We start from the raw sequence: 15,167 nt of genomic DNA, 5'->3' as shown, positions 1-15,167 counted from the left end.
CGACGCGCTCCCTCATGTTGCGACCCACGGTCCTCGTTGATCCGTCCGAGGTCGAATTCAGCGCCGTCCGCGCGCAAGGCGCGGGTGGGCAGAACGTCAACAAGGTGTCGAGCGCGGTGCACCTGCGTTTCGACATACCGGCCAGTTCGTTGCCGGACGACGTGAAGGCGCGGCTGCTCAATGCCCGCGACAGCCGCATCACCCACGAGGGCGTGCTGGTCATCAAGGCGCAGCGGCACCGCAGCCAGGACATGAACCGCACGGACGCGATGGCGCGTCTGCAGGAACTGGTGGATGCGGTCGCGACGCCCCCGCGCGTGCGGCGCCCCACCAAGCCGAGCTATGGGGCGAAGCAGCGCCGGCTCGAGGGCAAGAGCCAGCGCTCCGAGATCAAGAGCCTGCGACGACCGGTTCGCGATTGAGCTCGACCGGCGTCTGGTCCTGCGCCGCACCGGGCGTGAGCGCCGCGAGCGCCTCGGCGTCGGTGCGGTAGCTGCAGAGCATCGGCCCCGGCGCCAGCAAGCCGGCACGCTCCAGCACCTGCTGCGCCGGCAGCTTGAGGCCCGAGACGTGCAGCCGCACCCTTCCGATTCGAGCAGGCGGCGGATGCTGCCGAACACTTCCGCGCCGGTGATGTCCACGCGGTTGATCGGGTAGGCGAACAGGCAGACGTCGGTCAGCTTTCGCTGAGCGAGCGCGACGCTGATCGCCCGTTCGAGCGTGCTGCCCGATGCGAAGTCGAGCTCGGCGTCCATGCGCAGCGCATAGAGGTTGGGCGCGAGCGGCGGCAGGTGCCACAGATGACGGTCGCGCAGGCTGCCGTCCGGGTGCAGGCCTACTTCGATGATGCGCGGATGCAGGTGGCGGTACATGTAGTGCGCCAGCGCCGCGAGCAGGCCGCCGAGCACGCCCCAGTAGATCGAGGGGGCCGTCGCGATCGTGAGGCAGAAGGTCCCGAACGCGATCGCGGCTTCGATGCGCGAGATGCGCCACAGCGCGACGAAGGCGGAAGGCCGCAGCAGGCCGATGGTGGCGGTCGCCACGATCGAGGCCAGCACCGCCTGTGGCACGTGATAGAGCAGCGGCATCGCCCACAGCAGCGCGGCGGCGACCACCCCCACGCTGAACAGCGTCGACCATTGCGACTTGGCGCCCGCATAGAGCGTGATCGCCGAGCGCGAGAAGGACGAGCTCGTCGGGAACGAACCGGTGAGGCCCGATGCGATCTTGCCGAGGCCCTGGCCGATCAGATCCTGGTTCTCGTTCCAGAGCTTGCCGGCACGGGCGTTGTCGACCTTGGCGCTCGACGCGGTTTCCAGGAAGCTCACCAGCGTGATGAGAAACGCGGGCAGCAGCAGGTTGCCGAATTGATCGGGTGAAAGCCAACCCGGCCAGTAGAACGACGGCAGGCCCGAAGGCAGGGTGCCGATGACGGCGCCGCCGCGCAATGCGTAACTGGCCGCCGCGCTGATGACGGCTGAAGCCGCGACCAGCGCCATCGTCGTCGGAAAGCGCGGCACCCATTTCTTGCCGAGCCACAGCGCCGCCATGCCGCCGAGTCCGAACGCGATCGCGATGGAGTCCGGCGGCGGACCGTGCAACAGCTGCACGAAGCTGCGGCCGGTGAAGCCCAGCAGCGCCGGCAGTTGCGACAGCGTGATGAGCACCGCCGCCCCCTGCGTGAACCCCATCAGCACGGGCGAATTGACCATGCGAAGCAGCCAGCCGAAGCGCGCGGCGCCGAGCACGACCTGCATGACGCCCGACAAAAGCGTGAGCCAGACCGCGAGCGCCACCCATTCGCTGCTCCCCCGGATGGCCATCGGCGCGAGCGATGCGCCCACCAGCAGGCTGGTCAGTGCCGTCGGGCCGACCGAAAGGCGGGCCGATGAACTGAAGAGCACCGCCATCAGCGCCGGGAATAGTGCCGCGTACACGCCGGTGACCAGCGGCATGCCCGCCAGAGCGGCGTAGGCCACGCCTTGGGGAATGACCATCAGCGCGACCGTGACGCCGGCCGAGGCTTCGTTGATGAGCAGCGCGCGATCCGGTCGCGGCCATGCGAGGAAAGGAAGCCAGCGCGCGAGCTGATCGCGGTTCAAGGTCATGGTCCCGAGGCGCAGGAGATTGGGGAATGCACCCGCCGATGATACGTATGCGGCACCGCGCTCAGCGATCGGATGCGGCCAGTTCGGCAAGCTGTCCGAGCAGCAGTTCCGCCGCAGGCGAAGGCGTGCGACCGCGCAGGCTGACCGCGCCCACGTGGACCGGCCAGGGCCGGAAGTCGGAGGGCTTCAGTTGCACGAACTCCTTCGCCGCGAGCTCGTCGGCCAGCACCTGCTGCGTGCAGATCAGGATCACGTCGCTCTGGCGCGCGAGATCCTTGAGGAGGTAGACGTTGTCGCAGGTCAAGGCCCAGGGGATCGAGTCGGGCGTGCCAAGCATCCGCCGCAGCACGTCGTGGATCTGTGCTGGCAGATGGACCGATGCGAAGCGCTCGCGCGCGAGGTCGGACATCGCAAGCCGGCGTCGCCGCGCCAGCGGGTGCGCGGCGCGGCAGAAAAGGCCGCCGTGCTGGATGGTGAGCTGCCGCACGACAAGACCTTCCGGCAATTGCGCGGCGCGGGTGTCCGCGACGAACAGCTCGATGCGCTCGGATTCAAGCAGGCCGCAGAGCGCGATGGCATGGTCGATCTGCAGCGTGACGCTCAGCCCCGGGTGGCTCGTCCGCAGGCCGGCCAGCGCTCGTGGCAGGAGAGTCGCTGCCGGAAACGGCCCCGCGCCGACCGCCAGTTCGCCGATCTCGGCATGGCGCAGCAAGCGCATGTCGTGCGCGAGATCGCGTGCCGAGCGCAGCAGCGGCCGGGCGCGCTCCAGCAATTGCCGACCCGGCGCAGTCAGTGCCACGCCGCCCTGGCTGCGGTCGAACAGCCGCAGATCGAGCTCCGCCTCCAGGGCCTGGATGCTGCGGCTCAGCGCCGATTGGGTGAGGTGGGCCCGTTCGGCGGCGCGCGCGAAATGGCGCGTTTCCGCGAGAAGGGCCGCGTGTTGCAGTTTGCGCAGATCCATGGAAGAGCTTCGTCGATGACCAGGTGGGCGATGAGTGTTGCTCATCGAGATGCGGAAAACAATGCATTGGACGCGTACCGGCCACCTCACCAGAATCCGCTCCGGCCCGGCCGCTTGCCGCACGGGCGTGGAGACAAACGCATGAACCATCCGGGCCCCGGGCGCCGCCAGATGCTGGCGGCGCTGGCCGCAGTGGGCGTCGGTGCCGTCGTCGGCACGGTCGGCGAACGCGCGCATCGGCCGTACCGCGCGCCGAAAGCGCTTCCCTCCGCGGTGAGCGACAAGGCGCGCGCCGGCTGGCGGCCGAACATCCTGCTGATCATGTCGGACCAGGAGCGCGGCTGGCCCGATCTGCCGCCCGGGCTCGGTCTCGATGCGCACGAATGGCTGCTGGCGCACGGCACCGGTTTCACCCGCCACCATGTGCACACCACGCCGTGCTCGCCGTCGCGCTCGACCCTCTACTTCGGCCAGCACACGCAGCACACGCACATGACGGCCAACCTCGACGCGCCGCCGACTTTTCCGCAACTGTCGTCCGGCATGCCGAGCATGGGGCACCTGCTGCGCGCGCAGGGCTACTACACCGCGTACAAGGGCAAGTGGCACCTGAGCCCGGTCGCGCACGATCCGGGGCTGGTCTACGGCGCCTATCCGAACACCGTGGATGCGCTGGAGCCCTATGGCTTCTCCGACTACAACATCGACGGGGACCCGCACGGCGCCACCTGGACCGGCTACCGCTACGACGCGCAGATCGCGAGCCAGGCGGTGCAGTGGCTTGGCACGCGGGGCCGTGCGCTGGCGGACGAGCGAAAGCCGTGGTTCCTCGCAGTCAACTTCGTGAACCCGCACGACATCATGTATTTCAGCTCGGGCGATGCGCAGCAGCGCTCGCGACTGCGCCGGGATCTGCTCGCGCCGCTGTCCGCGCCTCCGACCGGCGGGGCCTACGACCGCCGGTGGGACATGCCGCTGCCCGTCAGCCACTACCGGGACGATCTCTCGACCAAGCCGTGGGCGCAGCGCTCGTACGTGGAGGTCTGCGACATGCTCTACGGCCGCATCGATCCGGCGGACGAGACATCGTGGCGTGCCTACCAGAGCTACTACTTCAACTGCGTCCGCGACGTCGACGGCCATGCGCTGACCGTGCTGCGCGCGCTGGAACGGCTCGGCATGGACCGCGACACGATCGTCGTCTACACCGCCGACCACGGCGAGATGGCGGGTGCGCACCGGCTGCGCCAGAAGGGGCCGCACATGTACAAGGAGAACATCCGCGTACCGCTGATCGTGCGCCATCCCGATGTGCGCAGCGGCGTGCAGACGGACGCACTCAGCGGTGCGGTCGACCTGCTGCCCACGCTGCTGGGATTTGCCGGGGTGGAGGACGCAGCGCGCAAGGAGCGCTATCCGTGGCTGCGCGGCGTGGATCTCGGAACGGCCGTCGCCGACGCGCGAGCGCGCACCGAACGCGATGCACGCGGCATCCTTTTCAACTACGGCGTACCGCTCTATATCGATCCGGACTTCATGCGCGACACCATCGAGACCGATGCCCGCAGCCCCGGCATCGCGGCGTTGCGTGTGGCGCTCGGCAAAGGCCAGATGTTCCCCGGGCGCGAACATCCGGCGCTCTTTCGCGGTGTGCACGACGGACGCTACAAGTTCGCGCGCTACTTCCGCCCGGCCGATCACCACACGCCCACCGACTGGGAAACGCTCACTGCGCGCAACGAGCTGGAGCTCTACGACACCCAGGCCGACCCGGACGAACTGGTCAACCTCGCCGCGCACCCGGACGCGCACAAGGATCTGATCCTGGCGCTCTCCGCCCGCACCAACGCACTCGTCGCACTGGAAGTCGGCAGCGACACCGGCGCCGAGTTTCCCGGTCCGGCGCACTGGTACGAGCGCGGCTGACGAGCCCGAAGGACAACCATGATCCATGACGACAACAAGAGATCGAAGCTGCTGTTCTGGACCGGGCTGGCGACCATGCTGCCCGGCCTGCAGTTCGTGTTTCCGTTGCCTGTGCTGAGCGCGCTCGGCATCGACGTAGCCGATTCGGCGGCGGCCATGTTCTATGCGCGGCATTGGGGCCTGATGGCGCTGTGCGTCGGGGCGCTGATCGTGCATGCGTCCCGGCCGATCGCCTCGCGGCGGCAAATCGTGCTGGCCGCAATGGTCGAGAAGCTCGGGCTCGCGCTGCTGGTGGCGCTGGCCTGGAACGACCCGGCGCTTCGCGGTCTGCGTGGCGCCGCCGTGTTCGATGCGGCTTGCGTGCTGTTGTACGCGCAGTTCCTGTGGCGTCCGGCGTGGTCACCATCAACGACGCGCTGATGCGGGTTGCGCACGAGGGCCCGCCGTAGGGCGCGCGCCTGCTGTGCAGGCTCAAGCTGCTGCGGATGCCGGGCTGACGTCGTTGGCTGCGCGCCGCTTGTGCTGGAAGGCGGTCGGCGACTTGCCGGTCGCCGCCTTGAACATCGCGCAGAAGGCGCTGTCGGTGGCGTAGCCGCTGGCCGACGCGACCTGGCTCACCGCCATCCCGCGCGCCAGCAACGGAAGCGCATGCGCGAGCACCGCCTGCTGTCGCCACTGCTGCCAGCTCATGCCGAGCTGGTCGCGAAACAGCCGCGCCACGGTGCGCTCGCTGGCGCCGATCGACTCGGCGCGCTCCGCCAGCGTGGCCCGGCCGGCCGGATTGCGGAGCAAGGCCTCGCACAGCTGGCGCAGGCGCTTGTCGGCGGGCAGCGGCACGTCGATGCGGATCTGGGTTGCGCGCTCCAGCTCGTCCACCAGCAGCGGGGCGATCCAGCGCTCGCGCTGCGCCGCATGCGGATCGGCTGGCGGCAGCCCGTCGGGCGTGGTGTCGAGCGCCAGCATGAGTGCGCGCAGCAAGGGGCTGATCTCCAGCACCTCGCACTTCTCCCAATTGGGGCCCAGCCAGCTATGCAGGTAGACGGTGCGCAGTTCTGCGTCCTCGATCAGCGTGATGCTGTGCGACATGTTCGCCGGCACCCAGAGCGCGCGCGAGGGCGGAACGATGTAGCTGCCGTCCTCGGTGCTCAGTCGTATCACGCCGCGCGTCGAGAAGGTGAGCTGCGGCCAGGGATGCGTATGCAACTCGACCAGGGTGTCGGCTTTCAGGAAGTGTTCCTTGGCGCGCAGCGGCCGCAGCGCGTCGGGGGCGTAGAGGTGCGGGGTGAGCGGCCCCACGCTGTTGGCGGGTGCCGGGTAGGGCGGCATGGCGCGTCGGGCGGGTGTGTCGACGGGCGCCATGGATGGGGCGGCTGTGGACGGCATGGTTTCGACAAATGTTGTCTCTGTATCGCCATTCTGCCGCCCCCGGCCCGCTTAGGATCGGTGCCCAACCGAGTTTCTTGTAGCAATCCATGTCTTCCAACACCGCCACCGCCGGCACGCCCACGCTGGGCGCCGACGCCAAACTGATCGGTCTCGTGGGGCTGGCTCATGCCGTCAGTCATTTCAGCCAGCTCATCCTGCCGCCGCTGTTTCCGTGGCTGAAAGACGCCTTCAACGCGAGCTACACCGAACTGGGCGCGGTGCTGACCGTGTTCTTCGTCGTCTCGTGCATGGTGCAGGCGGCGTCCGGGTTCATCGTCGACAAGCTGGGCCCGCGTCCGGTGCTGTTCGTCGGTCTCTCGATGCTCGGCCTGGCGGGCTTCGGCTATGCCTCGGCGCAGAGCTACTGGATGCTGCTGGTCTGCGCGGTGGCCGCAGGCATCGGCAATGGCGTGTTCCATCCGGTCGACTACACGCTGTTCAATCGCAAGGTCGCGCCCACCCGGCTCGGCCATGCCTACAGCGTGCACGGCATCACAGGTAGCCTGGGCTGGGCGCTCGCGCCGGCTTTCGTGGTGCCGTTGGCGATGGCCTTCTCATGGCGCGTCGCACTGGCCGGCGCCGGAGTGGTCGCGGTGGTTGTGCTGCTGATCCTGTGGATCAATCGCAGCGTGCTGTCGCTCGACGCGAGCGCGGTGCACAAGGCCACCGGTACCGACGGCGCAGCGGGCGGCGAGTTCGCCTTCCTCAAGATTCCGGCCGTGTGGATGTGCTTCGGCTTCTTCTTCTTCTATGCAATGGCACTGAGCGTGGTGCAGACCTTCGCGCCGGCCGCCGCCGGCCGGCTGCATGCGGTTCCCGTGGCACTGATCGCGATCTGTCTGACCGTGTACATGGTTGCGAGCGCCTCCGGCATGGTGCTCGGCGGCTTCCTCGCGTCGGACCCGTCGCGCTGCGAGCGTATCGTCGGCGCCGGCTTCGGCATTGCGGCGGGCATCGCGCTGATCCTGGCACTGGCGAACTTCATGCCGGTGCTGGTGCCGGTGATGTTCGGCGCGATGGGCTTTGCGGCGGGCATCGCGGGTCCCTCGCGCGACCTGCTGGTGAAGCGGTCGACGCCGGCGAATGCGTCGGGCCGCGTCTATGGTGTGGTCTATGCGGGGCTCGATATCGGGCAAGCGACCGCGCCGCTGATCTTCGGTCGGCTGATGGACCATGGCCAGTACACGAGCGTGCTGATCGGCCTCGCGGTGGTGCAGGGCGTGCTGATCGTGAGCGCATTCAACGTGCGCCGCGCGCGCCGGGAGTTGCTGGTCCCGGCTTCGGCTTGAGCGAGCTCACCCCACGCTTCGCTCACTTCTTCGGCAGAAGATCGAGCACCAGGTCCGCCGGCCGACACAGTCGCGTACCGACGGGTGTTTCGACGATCGGGCGGATCGCCGAAGACCGTTCAGGCGGTGAGGATTGCGTCCAGCCGCTGCAGGCCTTCGATCGTCTTCACGCAGGCTTCGGCCGCCTCGGTGCCCTTCACCGCGAAATGGCGGTGGAAGTACTTGCGATGCTCCACATGCTCGTGGAAATGGTGCGGCGTGAGCACTGCCGACAGAACCGGCACATTGGTTTCGAGCTGCACCGTCATCAGCGCATTGACGACGGTGTTGGCGACGAACTCATGGCGGTAGATGCCGCCGTCGACCACCAGCGCCGCGCCGACGATCGCGGCGTAGCGCCCCGACAGTGCGAGCCGCTTGGCATGCAGCGGAATCTCGAATGCGCCGGGCACATCGAAGATGTCGATGGTGTCGAGCGGCACGCCCAGCCGTTTCATCTCGGCGAGGAAGGCGTCGCGCGCCTGATGGACGATGTCCGAATGCCATTGCGCCTGCACGAAGGCGACACGGCGGCCGCGCGGCGCTTCGGATGCCGGGACGGCGGAGAGGGGAAGGTCGTTGATCTGACTCATGGTTTGCCTTTGAAGGGTTTGCCTGAATCAGGGCGCACGAAACCGGCGCCGGCACGCACGCGAACGTACCCACCGGCAACGGCATCGCGCTCTCTTTCATCCGGACTGTGACCGTCGGCCCCGGAATCGCACCGGGTCTGCTGACCCCGCGGCGCCTTGCGCGCCGCGGGCGCTCGCGGGCTCATGCGGCTTTCGCCGCCATCACCGCCGGTGGGGAATTTCGCCCCGCCCTGAGAACGCTTCGCTCCGGCCTGGGCCGGAGCACCGGCGATTCTAGGGAAGCGGCGCGCACGGCGCTGTCACGCGCGAGGCAAAGCCCTGGAACGCGAGCGGTTCGCCTTCTTCCGGCATGCCTCGACGCCGCCGGCGCCGGTCACCAGAATTGTGGTTGCGAGCGGCCATGCCTTCCGCAAAATGGCCGGGTCAGCCAACCTGCCGAAGGGGGTCAGCATGAACGCAGTAAAGTGGGTTCTCATCGATCAGACCAACGGTGCTGCCACGGGGGACGGCGCGAAGCTTTCCCCTTCCGTCCTCGCCCACATCGCAGAGGCGGTCAGCGACCAGGTGAACCACGAGTTTGCAGCCGAGTGGGGCGCCCGGGCGACACTGCGTGTCGGTACCAACGCGAAGGACATCCGTCCCGGCGAGTGGGCTTATGTCTTTCTCCCGAAGCTGCCGGAAGCACCCGGCGCCAGTGCCTACCATGACATCAACAAGAAGGGTGTCCCTTTTGCCCTCTGCGCAGTGACGACCTGCGACAGCCTCTACGGGCCGTCAGGCGTGAGCGTCGACGTCTCGCACGAGATTCTCGAGACTGCGGGCGACGAGGGTGCGAATCTCTTTGCGAACGACAACAAGGGTCTGCTCCACGCGATGGAAATGTGCGATGCCGTCGAGATCCAGACCTACGGCAAGACCTGCCAGGACGGAACCGTCGTGCAAGTCTCGAACTGGCTCCTCCAATCGTGGTTCATCCCTGGTGCTCCCGGGCACTATGCGTACATGTCGCGGGAGGGACTGCCGGGGGCCGTCTCACCTCCCGGCCCGCTGATGACCGCACCGGGCCATGGTGGGAACTATCAGATCGTCAGCAAGGCCGCGAGCACCAAGCAGGTGTTTGCAGCGGGCCCCGAGGCGCACGAGTGTCAAATCCAGGGCACGCGTCGCAAAGGGGCAACTCCGAACTGGAGCTCCCGCACAGCGCGCCGCATGGCACATAAGGCCGTCAACATGAGTCCCGACCTCTGAGAGCCAGTCGAGCGCTCACGCTGAGAAGCAGAGGCGCGCGGATAATCCGCGCACCCCATTTGAAGCAGAAAGGCGCATCGCACATGAGCTCACCACAACCCGCAGGGCACCTGATTGTCGAGTGCCTGATCGAGCAGGGGGTCGAGCTGGCCTTCGGTGTTCCGGGCGAGAGCTTCCTCGCGGTGCTCGATGGCTTTCACCAATACGGCGAGCGCATCCGCTTCATCGTGAATCGGCAGGAGGGTGGCGCGGCGTTCATGGCGGAGGCGCACGGCAAGCTGACCGGACGGCCGGGGGTGTGCTTCGTCACGCGCGGGCCCGGTGCCACCAATGCGTCGATCGGCGTGCACAACGCGTTCCAGGACTCGACGCCGATGGTGCTCTTCGTCGGCGACGTCGGCAGCGACTTCCGCGATCGCGAGGCCTTCCAGGAAGTCGACTACGGCAGCTTCTTCGGCCCCAGCACCAAGGGATTCGCCAAGCGCGTGGAGCGCATCGACGATGCCGATCGAATTCCGGAGTACATCGCGCGGGCGTTCGCGACCGCGATGAACGGGCGTCCTGGGCCGGTGGTGCTGGTGCTGCCGGAGGACATGCTGCGCAGCACCACGGCGTCGCGGCCGCTGCGCCGTGTCGAGGCGGTCGAGCCGTGGAGCGATCCCGGCGCATTGCGCACGCTGCGCGAGCTGCTGCTGAAGTCGCAGCGCCCGCTCGTGATCGCCGGCGGAGGCGGGTGGACCCAGCAGGCCGCGCAGGCGCTCGAGCGCTTCGCCGAAAACTGGAAGCTGCCGGTGACGAATGCGTTCCGTTTTCAGGACACCTTCGACAACCACCATCCGCTGTATGCGGGCGACGTCGGCATCGCCGTCAATCCGAAGCTTGCCGAGCGGGTGCAGCAAAGCGATCTGATCCTTGCGATCGGCCCGCGGCTCGGCGAGATGACGACCAGCGGCTACACGCTGCTCGAAGCGCCGAAGCCGAAGCAGACGCTCGTGCACATCCACGCCAGCGCGGAGGAACTCAACCGCGTCTACCAGGCCGATCTCGCGATCAACGCCGGCATGAGCGCTGCGGCGCGCAGCCTCGAAGTGCTGAGCGCGCCGACGGAGCTGCCCTGGGAGGCATGGACCGCATCCGCGCATGCCGACTACGTCGCGTACCTCGAGCCGCAGCCGCTCGCGGGCCTGCCGGCCGAGACGCCGCGCGGTGCGGTCGACATGGTGGCGGTGGTCAACCTGCTTCAGAAGCATCTCCCGCCGGATGCGGCGATCACCAACGGCGCAGGAAACTTCGCGAGCTGGGTGCATCGCTATTTCCGCTATCACGGTCTCGCGAAGGGGGCCAAGACGCAGTTGGCGCCGACCAGCGGCGCGATGGGCTATGGGGTCCCGGCTGGTATCGCTGCCAACCTCGCGACCGGGCGCGTCGCCTTCACGATCGCGGGCGACGGGGACTTCCTGATGACCGGCCAGGAGCTCGCTACGGCGTCGCAGCATGGCGGCAAGAGCATCATCGTGCTGCTCAACAACGGCATGTACGGCACCATCCGCATGCACCAGGAACGCGAGTACCCGACGAAGGTGAGCGGTACGGAGTTGCGCAACCCGGACTTCTGCGCGCTCGCGAGGGCGTATGGCTATGCGGCCGAGCGCGTCACCGAGACCGCGCAGTTCGAAGGCGCGCTGCAGCGCGCACTGGCGGCTGATACGGGCACGCTGATCGAGATTCCGCTCGACCCCGAGGTCATCACCACCCGAGGAACGTTGAGCGCGATCAGGAAGGCTGCACTGGCGCGATAGCGCCCTTTGCGCAGGCGAAAAAAGCCGGCGTATGCCGGCTTTCTTCATGGAGCGGGCAAGACGCCCGATGCTTACTTGACGTGCTTGCCAATCAGCGAAGCCAGTTCGAACATCGAGACTTGCGCCTTGCCGAAGATTTCCTTCAGCTTGGCGTCGGCGTTGATGTTGCGCTTGTTGGCCTTGTCTTGAAGGTTGTTCTTCTTGATGTAGTCCCACAGCTTGCTCACCACGGCGGTGCGCGGCAGAGGCGTCGAGCCGACCACGGCGGCGAGTGCCGGGCTGGGGGTCAGGGCCTTCATGAACGCAGCGTTGGGAGTGCGCTTCTTGGCGGGAGCCTTCTTCGCAGGAGCCTTCTTGGCCGGAGCGGCCTTCTTGGCGGGTGCTGCCTTCTTCGCAGGAGCAGCCTTCTTCGCGGGCGCCGCGGCCTTCTTGGCCGGAGCCGCCTTCTTTGCCGGCGCTTTCTTGGCCGGAGCCTTCTTTGCAGTTGCCATGGTTGATTTCCTTTTTTGGTTGGACGCTTTCACCAATGAGAGTGTGTCTCTTCACCGGCACTGCGGATGCTAAAGGAGAAGAAACGCGTTTCCAAGGGAAAAAGGGGTTTTTTCATTGGGAGCTGTTGTTTTTTCAGAGGGAAGAAGCACGGCGTTTTCCCTTGGAGGCACTCTGAGAGCCCTTCAGGCACGTCGCGCGGGCCATGTCGCGAGTACGACGCCCAGCAATGCGAGCGCGAACGCGACCACTTGCGGCGCCGAAAGACTCTCGCCGAGCACCACGACACCGACGAGTGCCGCACTCACCGGCAGCATCACGGTGAACACGCCCGCCTGCGATGCGGGCACGCCCTTGAGGCCGGTCATCCAGAGCCACACCGTCCAGATGCTTGCTGCGAGCGCATACACCACCAGCAGTCCCCAGAGACCCATCGGCACCGCGCCGAAGTCGAAGCGCAGTGCGAACCAGATGCCGAACGGCGTCGAGAGAACGAAGCCCCAGAGGTTGATGAGCGACGAGATGCGCTTGGGTCCGAGCCGTCCCGTGAGCGACTTGCCGATCACCGCATAGGATGCTTCGCACACCACGGCCGCGAAGACGAGCAGGTTGCCCAACCAGGGCAGGTGGCGTGGCGATGCGTCGGCCTGCGTCGCGGCTTGTGCCGGCGCAAGAGCAAGCAGTCCGATGCCGCAGGCCGCGCACGCGATCGCCAGCCCGACGCGCGGGGTGATGCGTTCGCGCAAGAAGAGCCGGCTGCCAATCGCCACCACGGCAGGGATCGACGCCATGATCACGCCGGCCGACACCGCGCTCGTCAGGCTGACGCCGAAGAGCATGCAGATCGAGAACATGAAGTTGCCCAGGAAGGATTCGAGGAAGACGAGTCCACGCGTGTGTGGCGTCATCGGCGCCTCGCCTTCGGGGCGCCGAAGCCAGTGCGGCATCGCGAGTCCCGCGATGCCGAAGCGCAGCCACGCGAGCAGCAGCACCGGAAATGCAGCGACCAGCGGCTTGGAAAGAGCGACGTAGCTGCCAACGAGCGACATGCTCAGCGCGAGGCAGCCATAAGCGACGACACGGCGAGGTGCCGGAAGTGAGGTGTTCAATAGAGTGGAAGACGTAGAGAGGAGTATTTGGATGATGCCGCAACCCGACCCCGGAGCCTTGCATGTGTTCGTCTACGGAACGCTTCGCAGTGGCGGCAGCAACGACATCTCGCGCTTCACGCCGGCTCCGGAGCGGGTGGCGGACGGCGAGATCGCGGGCACGCTCTACGACCTCGGGGCGTATCCGGGCGCGGTGCTCGGCGGGGAAGGGCGCATCAAGGGAGAGGTCTACAGGATCACGCCCGCGCTCGAAGCCCAACTGGACGTGCTCGAGGAAGCGAAGCCCGATGGCACGGGAGAGTACAGCCGGCGCGAAGCGATGGTGGCGCTTGGCGATCGCTCGGTCCGCTGTCTCGTGTACGAGATCCATCCGGCTCGCATCGCGGGAAGACCGAGGATCGCGAGCGGCGACTGGATGGCGCGTTGAGGCCGGTCCGGCTTTTCATGACGCGAAAGCATCACCGTAATGTGGAAAGCGCTTGTGTTGCGTCGCAATATTTTTTCTCAATACAAGAAAATTTATTTCGCATTGAGAAAAAGCGTCGTAAGTATTTGATTTTGTTGATTCAAAAATAACTCTTATATAAGACATAAGAGTCGATGCGCGACGTACAGTAATCCCCAAGGACGCGAAGCGACCGACCCTTTCAACAACTCTCGGAGTGACCATGCCTCAGACCCTCACCGAACAACTCAGCCGCGAACAGCAGATCGCCGCCCTCGAAAAAGACTGGGCCACCAACCCGCGCTGGAAGGGCGTGAAGCGCGGCTACAGCGCCGCCGATGTGGTCCGCCTTCGCGGCTCGCTGCCGATCGAGTACACGCTTGCCCGCCGCGGTGCCGAGAAGCTCTGGGAAAAGATCAACGGCGGTGCCCGCAAGGGTTACGTCAATGCTTTCGGCGCCATCACCGCTGGTCAGGCGATGCAGCAAGCCAAGGCGGGTCTCGAGGCGGTGTACCTTTCGGGCTGGCAGGTGGCAGCCGACGGCAACACCTCCGAAACCATGTACCCGGACCAGTCGCTGTATGCCTACGACTCGGTTCCGACGATGGTCCGCCGCATCAACAACACCTTCAAGCGCGCCGACGAAATCCAGTGGTCGCGCGGCATCAATCCCGGCGACAAGGAGTTCATCGACTACTTCCTGCCGATCGTCGCGGATGCGGAAGCCGGTTTCGGCGGCGTGCTCAACGCCTTCGAGCTGATGAAGAACATGATCGCCGCAGGCGCTGCCGGCGTGCACTTCGAAGACCAGCTCGCCGCGGTCAAGAAGTGCGGCCACATGGGCGGCAAGGTGCTCGTGCCGACGCAAGAGGCTTGCGAGAAGCTGATCTCCGCGCGCTTCGCTGCAGACGTGATGGGCGTGTCGACCATCGTGCTGGCGCGCACGGACGCTGAAGCGGCCAACCTGATCACCTCCGACCACGACGCGAACGACAAGCCGTTCCTGACCGGCGAACGCACGCAGGAAGGCTTCTACCGTGTGAAGAACGGCCTCGAGCAGGCGATCAGCCGCGGTGTCGCCTATGCGCCGTACGCCGACCTGGTGTGGTGCGAAACCGGCACGCCGGACCTCGGCTTCGCCCGCGAATTCGCACAGGCTGTGCATGCGGCGAGCCCCGGCAAGCTGCTCTCGTACAACTGCTCGCCGTCGTTCAACTGGAGGAAGAACCTGGACGACAAGACCATCGCCGCGTTCCAGGACGAGCTCTCGGCGCTGGGCTACAAGTACCAGTTCATCACCCTCGCGGGCATCCACGTCAACTGGTACAACACCTTCAAGTTCGCGCACGCCTATGCAAACGGCGAAGGCATGAAGCATTACGTCGAGATGGTGCAGGAGCCCGAGTTCGCAGCGCGCGAGCAAGGCTACACCTTTGTGTCGCACCAGCAGGAGGTCGGCGCCGGCTACTTCGACGACGTGACCACGGTCATCCAGGGCGGCTCGTCCAGCGTCAAGGCGCTGACCGGTTCGACCGAAGAAGAGCAGTTCCACTGATCGCCATCTTCAGTCGTTGAACCGAAATCCCCGTGTGAGCGATCCGCGGGGATTTTTCTTGGGCGGTGTCTATTCGGCCTTGCGCGGGTCCCGCACGCCGCGCACGAGGCGCTGGCGCAGCAGCGTCCGCGGTGTCACGCCTTCGGCTTAGCCGACGTTTGATGGCGAAGGCGCCGGACCT

The 15,167-nt window shown here is 66.6% G+C and carries 13 protein-coding genes, 1 pseudogene and 1 riboswitch; of the genes and pseudogenes, 8 read left to right on the top strand and 6 right to left on the bottom strand.

Annotated features, from left to right (window positions below):
- Positions 1-14 precede the first annotated feature (14 nt).
- Entirely contained in the window at positions 15-422 is a 408-nt protein-coding gene (gene arfB / locus ACQ858_RS13840) for an alternative ribosome rescue aminoacyl-tRNA hydrolase ArfB (RefSeq protein ID WP_431273292.1), read from the top strand.
- Here arfB and ACQ858_RS13835 read toward each other — a convergent pair.
- Both ACQ858_RS13835 and ACQ858_RS13830 read right to left on the bottom strand, forming a co-directional pair.
- Positions 391-2,108, bottom strand: a pseudogene (locus ACQ858_RS13835) (SulP family inorganic anion transporter). The gene arfB and the pseudogene ACQ858_RS13835 sit on opposite strands and share 32 nt — an antisense overlap.
- Positions 2,109-2,169: 61 nt before the next feature.
- The gene (locus ACQ858_RS13830) at positions 2,170-3,069 is read right to left on the bottom strand and encodes a LysR family transcriptional regulator (protein WP_431273291.1); all 900 of its coding nucleotides are present in this window, start codon (positions 3,067-3,069) and stop codon (positions 2,170-2,172) included.
- A 141-nt stretch (positions 3,070-3,210) separates the two neighbouring features.
- On the opposite strand from ACQ858_RS13830, the gene ACQ858_RS13825 reads away from it, so the two are divergent.
- Positions 3,211-4,995: a sulfatase-like hydrolase/transferase gene (locus ACQ858_RS13825; protein WP_431273290.1), complete on the top strand. Its 1,785-nt coding sequence runs from the start codon at positions 3,211-3,213 to the stop codon at positions 4,993-4,995.
- Positions 4,996-5,013: 18 nt separating this feature from the next.
- Positions 5,014-5,415, top strand: coding sequence for a hypothetical protein (locus tag ACQ858_RS13820; protein WP_431273289.1), 402 nt, complete (start codon positions 5,014-5,016; stop codon positions 5,413-5,415).
- Between the two features lie 51 nt (positions 5,416-5,466).
- Here the strand turns inward: ACQ858_RS13820 and ACQ858_RS13815 are convergent, their stop codons facing one another.
- Positions 5,467-6,354: an AraC family transcriptional regulator gene (locus ACQ858_RS13815; protein WP_431273288.1), complete on the bottom strand. Its 888-nt coding sequence runs from the start codon at positions 6,352-6,354 to the stop codon at positions 5,467-5,469.
- Positions 6,355-6,467: 113 nt separating this feature from the next.
- Between ACQ858_RS13815 and ACQ858_RS13810 the strand changes: the two genes are divergently transcribed.
- Complete coding sequence (locus tag ACQ858_RS13810) at positions 6,468-7,709, top strand: MFS transporter (protein ID WP_431273287.1); 1,242 nt, start codon at positions 6,468-6,470, stop codon at positions 7,707-7,709.
- A gap of 119 nt (positions 7,710-7,828) precedes the next feature.
- On the opposite strand, the gene ACQ858_RS13805 is transcribed toward ACQ858_RS13810, so the two are convergent.
- The gene (locus tag ACQ858_RS13805) at positions 7,829-8,341 is read right to left on the bottom strand and encodes a 6,7-dimethyl-8-ribityllumazine synthase (protein WP_431273286.1); all 513 of its coding nucleotides are present in this window, start codon (positions 8,339-8,341) and stop codon (positions 7,829-7,831) included.
- A gap of 84 nt (positions 8,342-8,425) precedes the next feature.
- Positions 8,426-8,583: riboswitch (FMN riboswitch) on the bottom strand.
- Between the two features lie 208 nt (positions 8,584-8,791).
- Between ACQ858_RS13805 and ACQ858_RS13800 the strand changes: the two genes are divergently transcribed.
- Together ACQ858_RS13800 and ACQ858_RS13795 are read left to right on the top strand one after the other, a co-directional pair.
- On the top strand, positions 8,792-9,589 hold the full coding sequence (locus tag ACQ858_RS13800; protein WP_431273285.1) for a hypothetical protein: 798 nt from the start codon (positions 8,792-8,794) through the stop codon (positions 9,587-9,589).
- Positions 9,590-9,672: 83 nt separating this feature from the next.
- Positions 9,673-11,388: a thiamine pyrophosphate-binding protein gene (locus ACQ858_RS13795; RefSeq protein ID WP_431273284.1), complete on the top strand. Its 1,716-nt coding sequence runs from the start codon at positions 9,673-9,675 to the stop codon at positions 11,386-11,388.
- 71 nt (positions 11,389-11,459) lie between these two features.
- On the opposite strand, the gene ACQ858_RS13790 is transcribed toward ACQ858_RS13795, so the two are convergent.
- Both ACQ858_RS13790 and ACQ858_RS13785 read right to left on the bottom strand, forming a co-directional pair.
- Positions 11,460-11,879 (bottom strand): SWIB/MDM2 domain-containing protein, encoded by a 420-nt coding sequence (locus ACQ858_RS13790; protein WP_431273283.1) that lies wholly within the window; start codon positions 11,877-11,879, stop codon positions 11,460-11,462.
- A 183-nt stretch (positions 11,880-12,062) separates the two neighbouring features.
- Positions 12,063-12,926 carry a DMT family transporter gene (locus ACQ858_RS13785; protein WP_431273282.1) on the bottom strand — a complete coding sequence of 288 codons (864 nt, stop codon included), beginning with the start codon at positions 12,924-12,926 and terminating at the stop codon, positions 12,063-12,065.
- A gap of 94 nt (positions 12,927-13,020) precedes the next feature.
- Between ACQ858_RS13785 and ACQ858_RS13780 the strand changes: the two genes are divergently transcribed.
- Both ACQ858_RS13780 and aceA read left to right on the top strand, forming a co-directional pair.
- The gene (locus ACQ858_RS13780; protein WP_431276856.1) at positions 13,021-13,413 is read left to right on the top strand and encodes a gamma-glutamylcyclotransferase family protein; all 393 of its coding nucleotides are present in this window, start codon (positions 13,021-13,023) and stop codon (positions 13,411-13,413) included.
- A 241-nt stretch (positions 13,414-13,654) separates the two neighbouring features.
- A complete protein-coding gene (gene aceA, locus ACQ858_RS13775) occupies positions 13,655-14,986 on the top strand; it encodes an isocitrate lyase (RefSeq protein ID WP_088957602.1) in 1,332 nt (443 codons plus the stop codon).
- Positions 14,987-15,167: the final 181 nt, after the last annotated feature.

Source organism: Variovorax ureilyticus (assembly GCF_050632185.1).
In the GTDB taxonomy this organism is placed as follows: domain Bacteria; phylum Pseudomonadota; class Gammaproteobacteria; order Burkholderiales; family Burkholderiaceae_C; genus Variovorax; species Variovorax ureilyticus_A.
Note: the sequence above shows the minus strand (reverse complement) of the source record. Positions and strands in the feature narration are given on the sequence as shown.

What these genes read in the sequence shown, in the direction of transcription:
- arfB (WP_431273292.1), top strand. Translation starts at nt 15, where the DNA reads ATGTTGCGACCCACGGTCCTCGTTGATCCGTCCGAGGTCGAATTCAGC.
- ACQ858_RS13830 (WP_431273291.1), bottom strand. Translation starts at nt 3,069, where the DNA reads ATGGATCTGCGCAAACTGCAACACGCGGCCCTTCTCGCGGAAACGCGC.
- ACQ858_RS13825 (WP_431273290.1), top strand. Translation starts at nt 3,211, where the DNA reads ATGAACCATCCGGGCCCCGGGCGCCGCCAGATGCTGGCGGCGCTGGCC.
- ACQ858_RS13820 (WP_431273289.1), top strand. Translation starts at nt 5,014, where the DNA reads ATGATCCATGACGACAACAAGAGATCGAAGCTGCTGTTCTGGACCGGG.
- ACQ858_RS13815 (WP_431273288.1), bottom strand. Translation starts at nt 6,354, where the DNA reads ATGGCGCCCGTCGACACACCCGCCCGACGCGCCATGCCGCCCTACCCG.
- ACQ858_RS13810 (WP_431273287.1), top strand. Translation starts at nt 6,468, where the DNA reads ATGTCTTCCAACACCGCCACCGCCGGCACGCCCACGCTGGGCGCCGAC.
- ACQ858_RS13805 (WP_431273286.1), bottom strand. Translation starts at nt 8,341, where the DNA reads ATGAGTCAGATCAACGACCTTCCCCTCTCCGCCGTCCCGGCATCCGAA.
- ACQ858_RS13800 (WP_431273285.1), top strand. Translation starts at nt 8,792, where the DNA reads ATGAACGCAGTAAAGTGGGTTCTCATCGATCAGACCAACGGTGCTGCC.
- ACQ858_RS13795 (WP_431273284.1), top strand. Translation starts at nt 9,673, where the DNA reads ATGAGCTCACCACAACCCGCAGGGCACCTGATTGTCGAGTGCCTGATC.
- ACQ858_RS13790 (WP_431273283.1), bottom strand. Translation starts at nt 11,879, where the DNA reads ATGGCAACTGCAAAGAAGGCTCCGGCCAAGAAAGCGCCGGCAAAGAAG.
- ACQ858_RS13785 (WP_431273282.1), bottom strand. Translation starts at nt 12,926, where the DNA reads ATGTCGCTCGTTGGCAGCTACGTCGCTCTTTCCAAGCCGCTGGTCGCT.
- ACQ858_RS13780 (WP_431276856.1), top strand. Translation starts at nt 13,021, where the DNA reads ATGCCGCAACCCGACCCCGGAGCCTTGCATGTGTTCGTCTACGGAACG.
- aceA (WP_088957602.1), top strand. Translation starts at nt 13,655, where the DNA reads ATGCCTCAGACCCTCACCGAACAACTCAGCCGCGAACAGCAGATCGCC.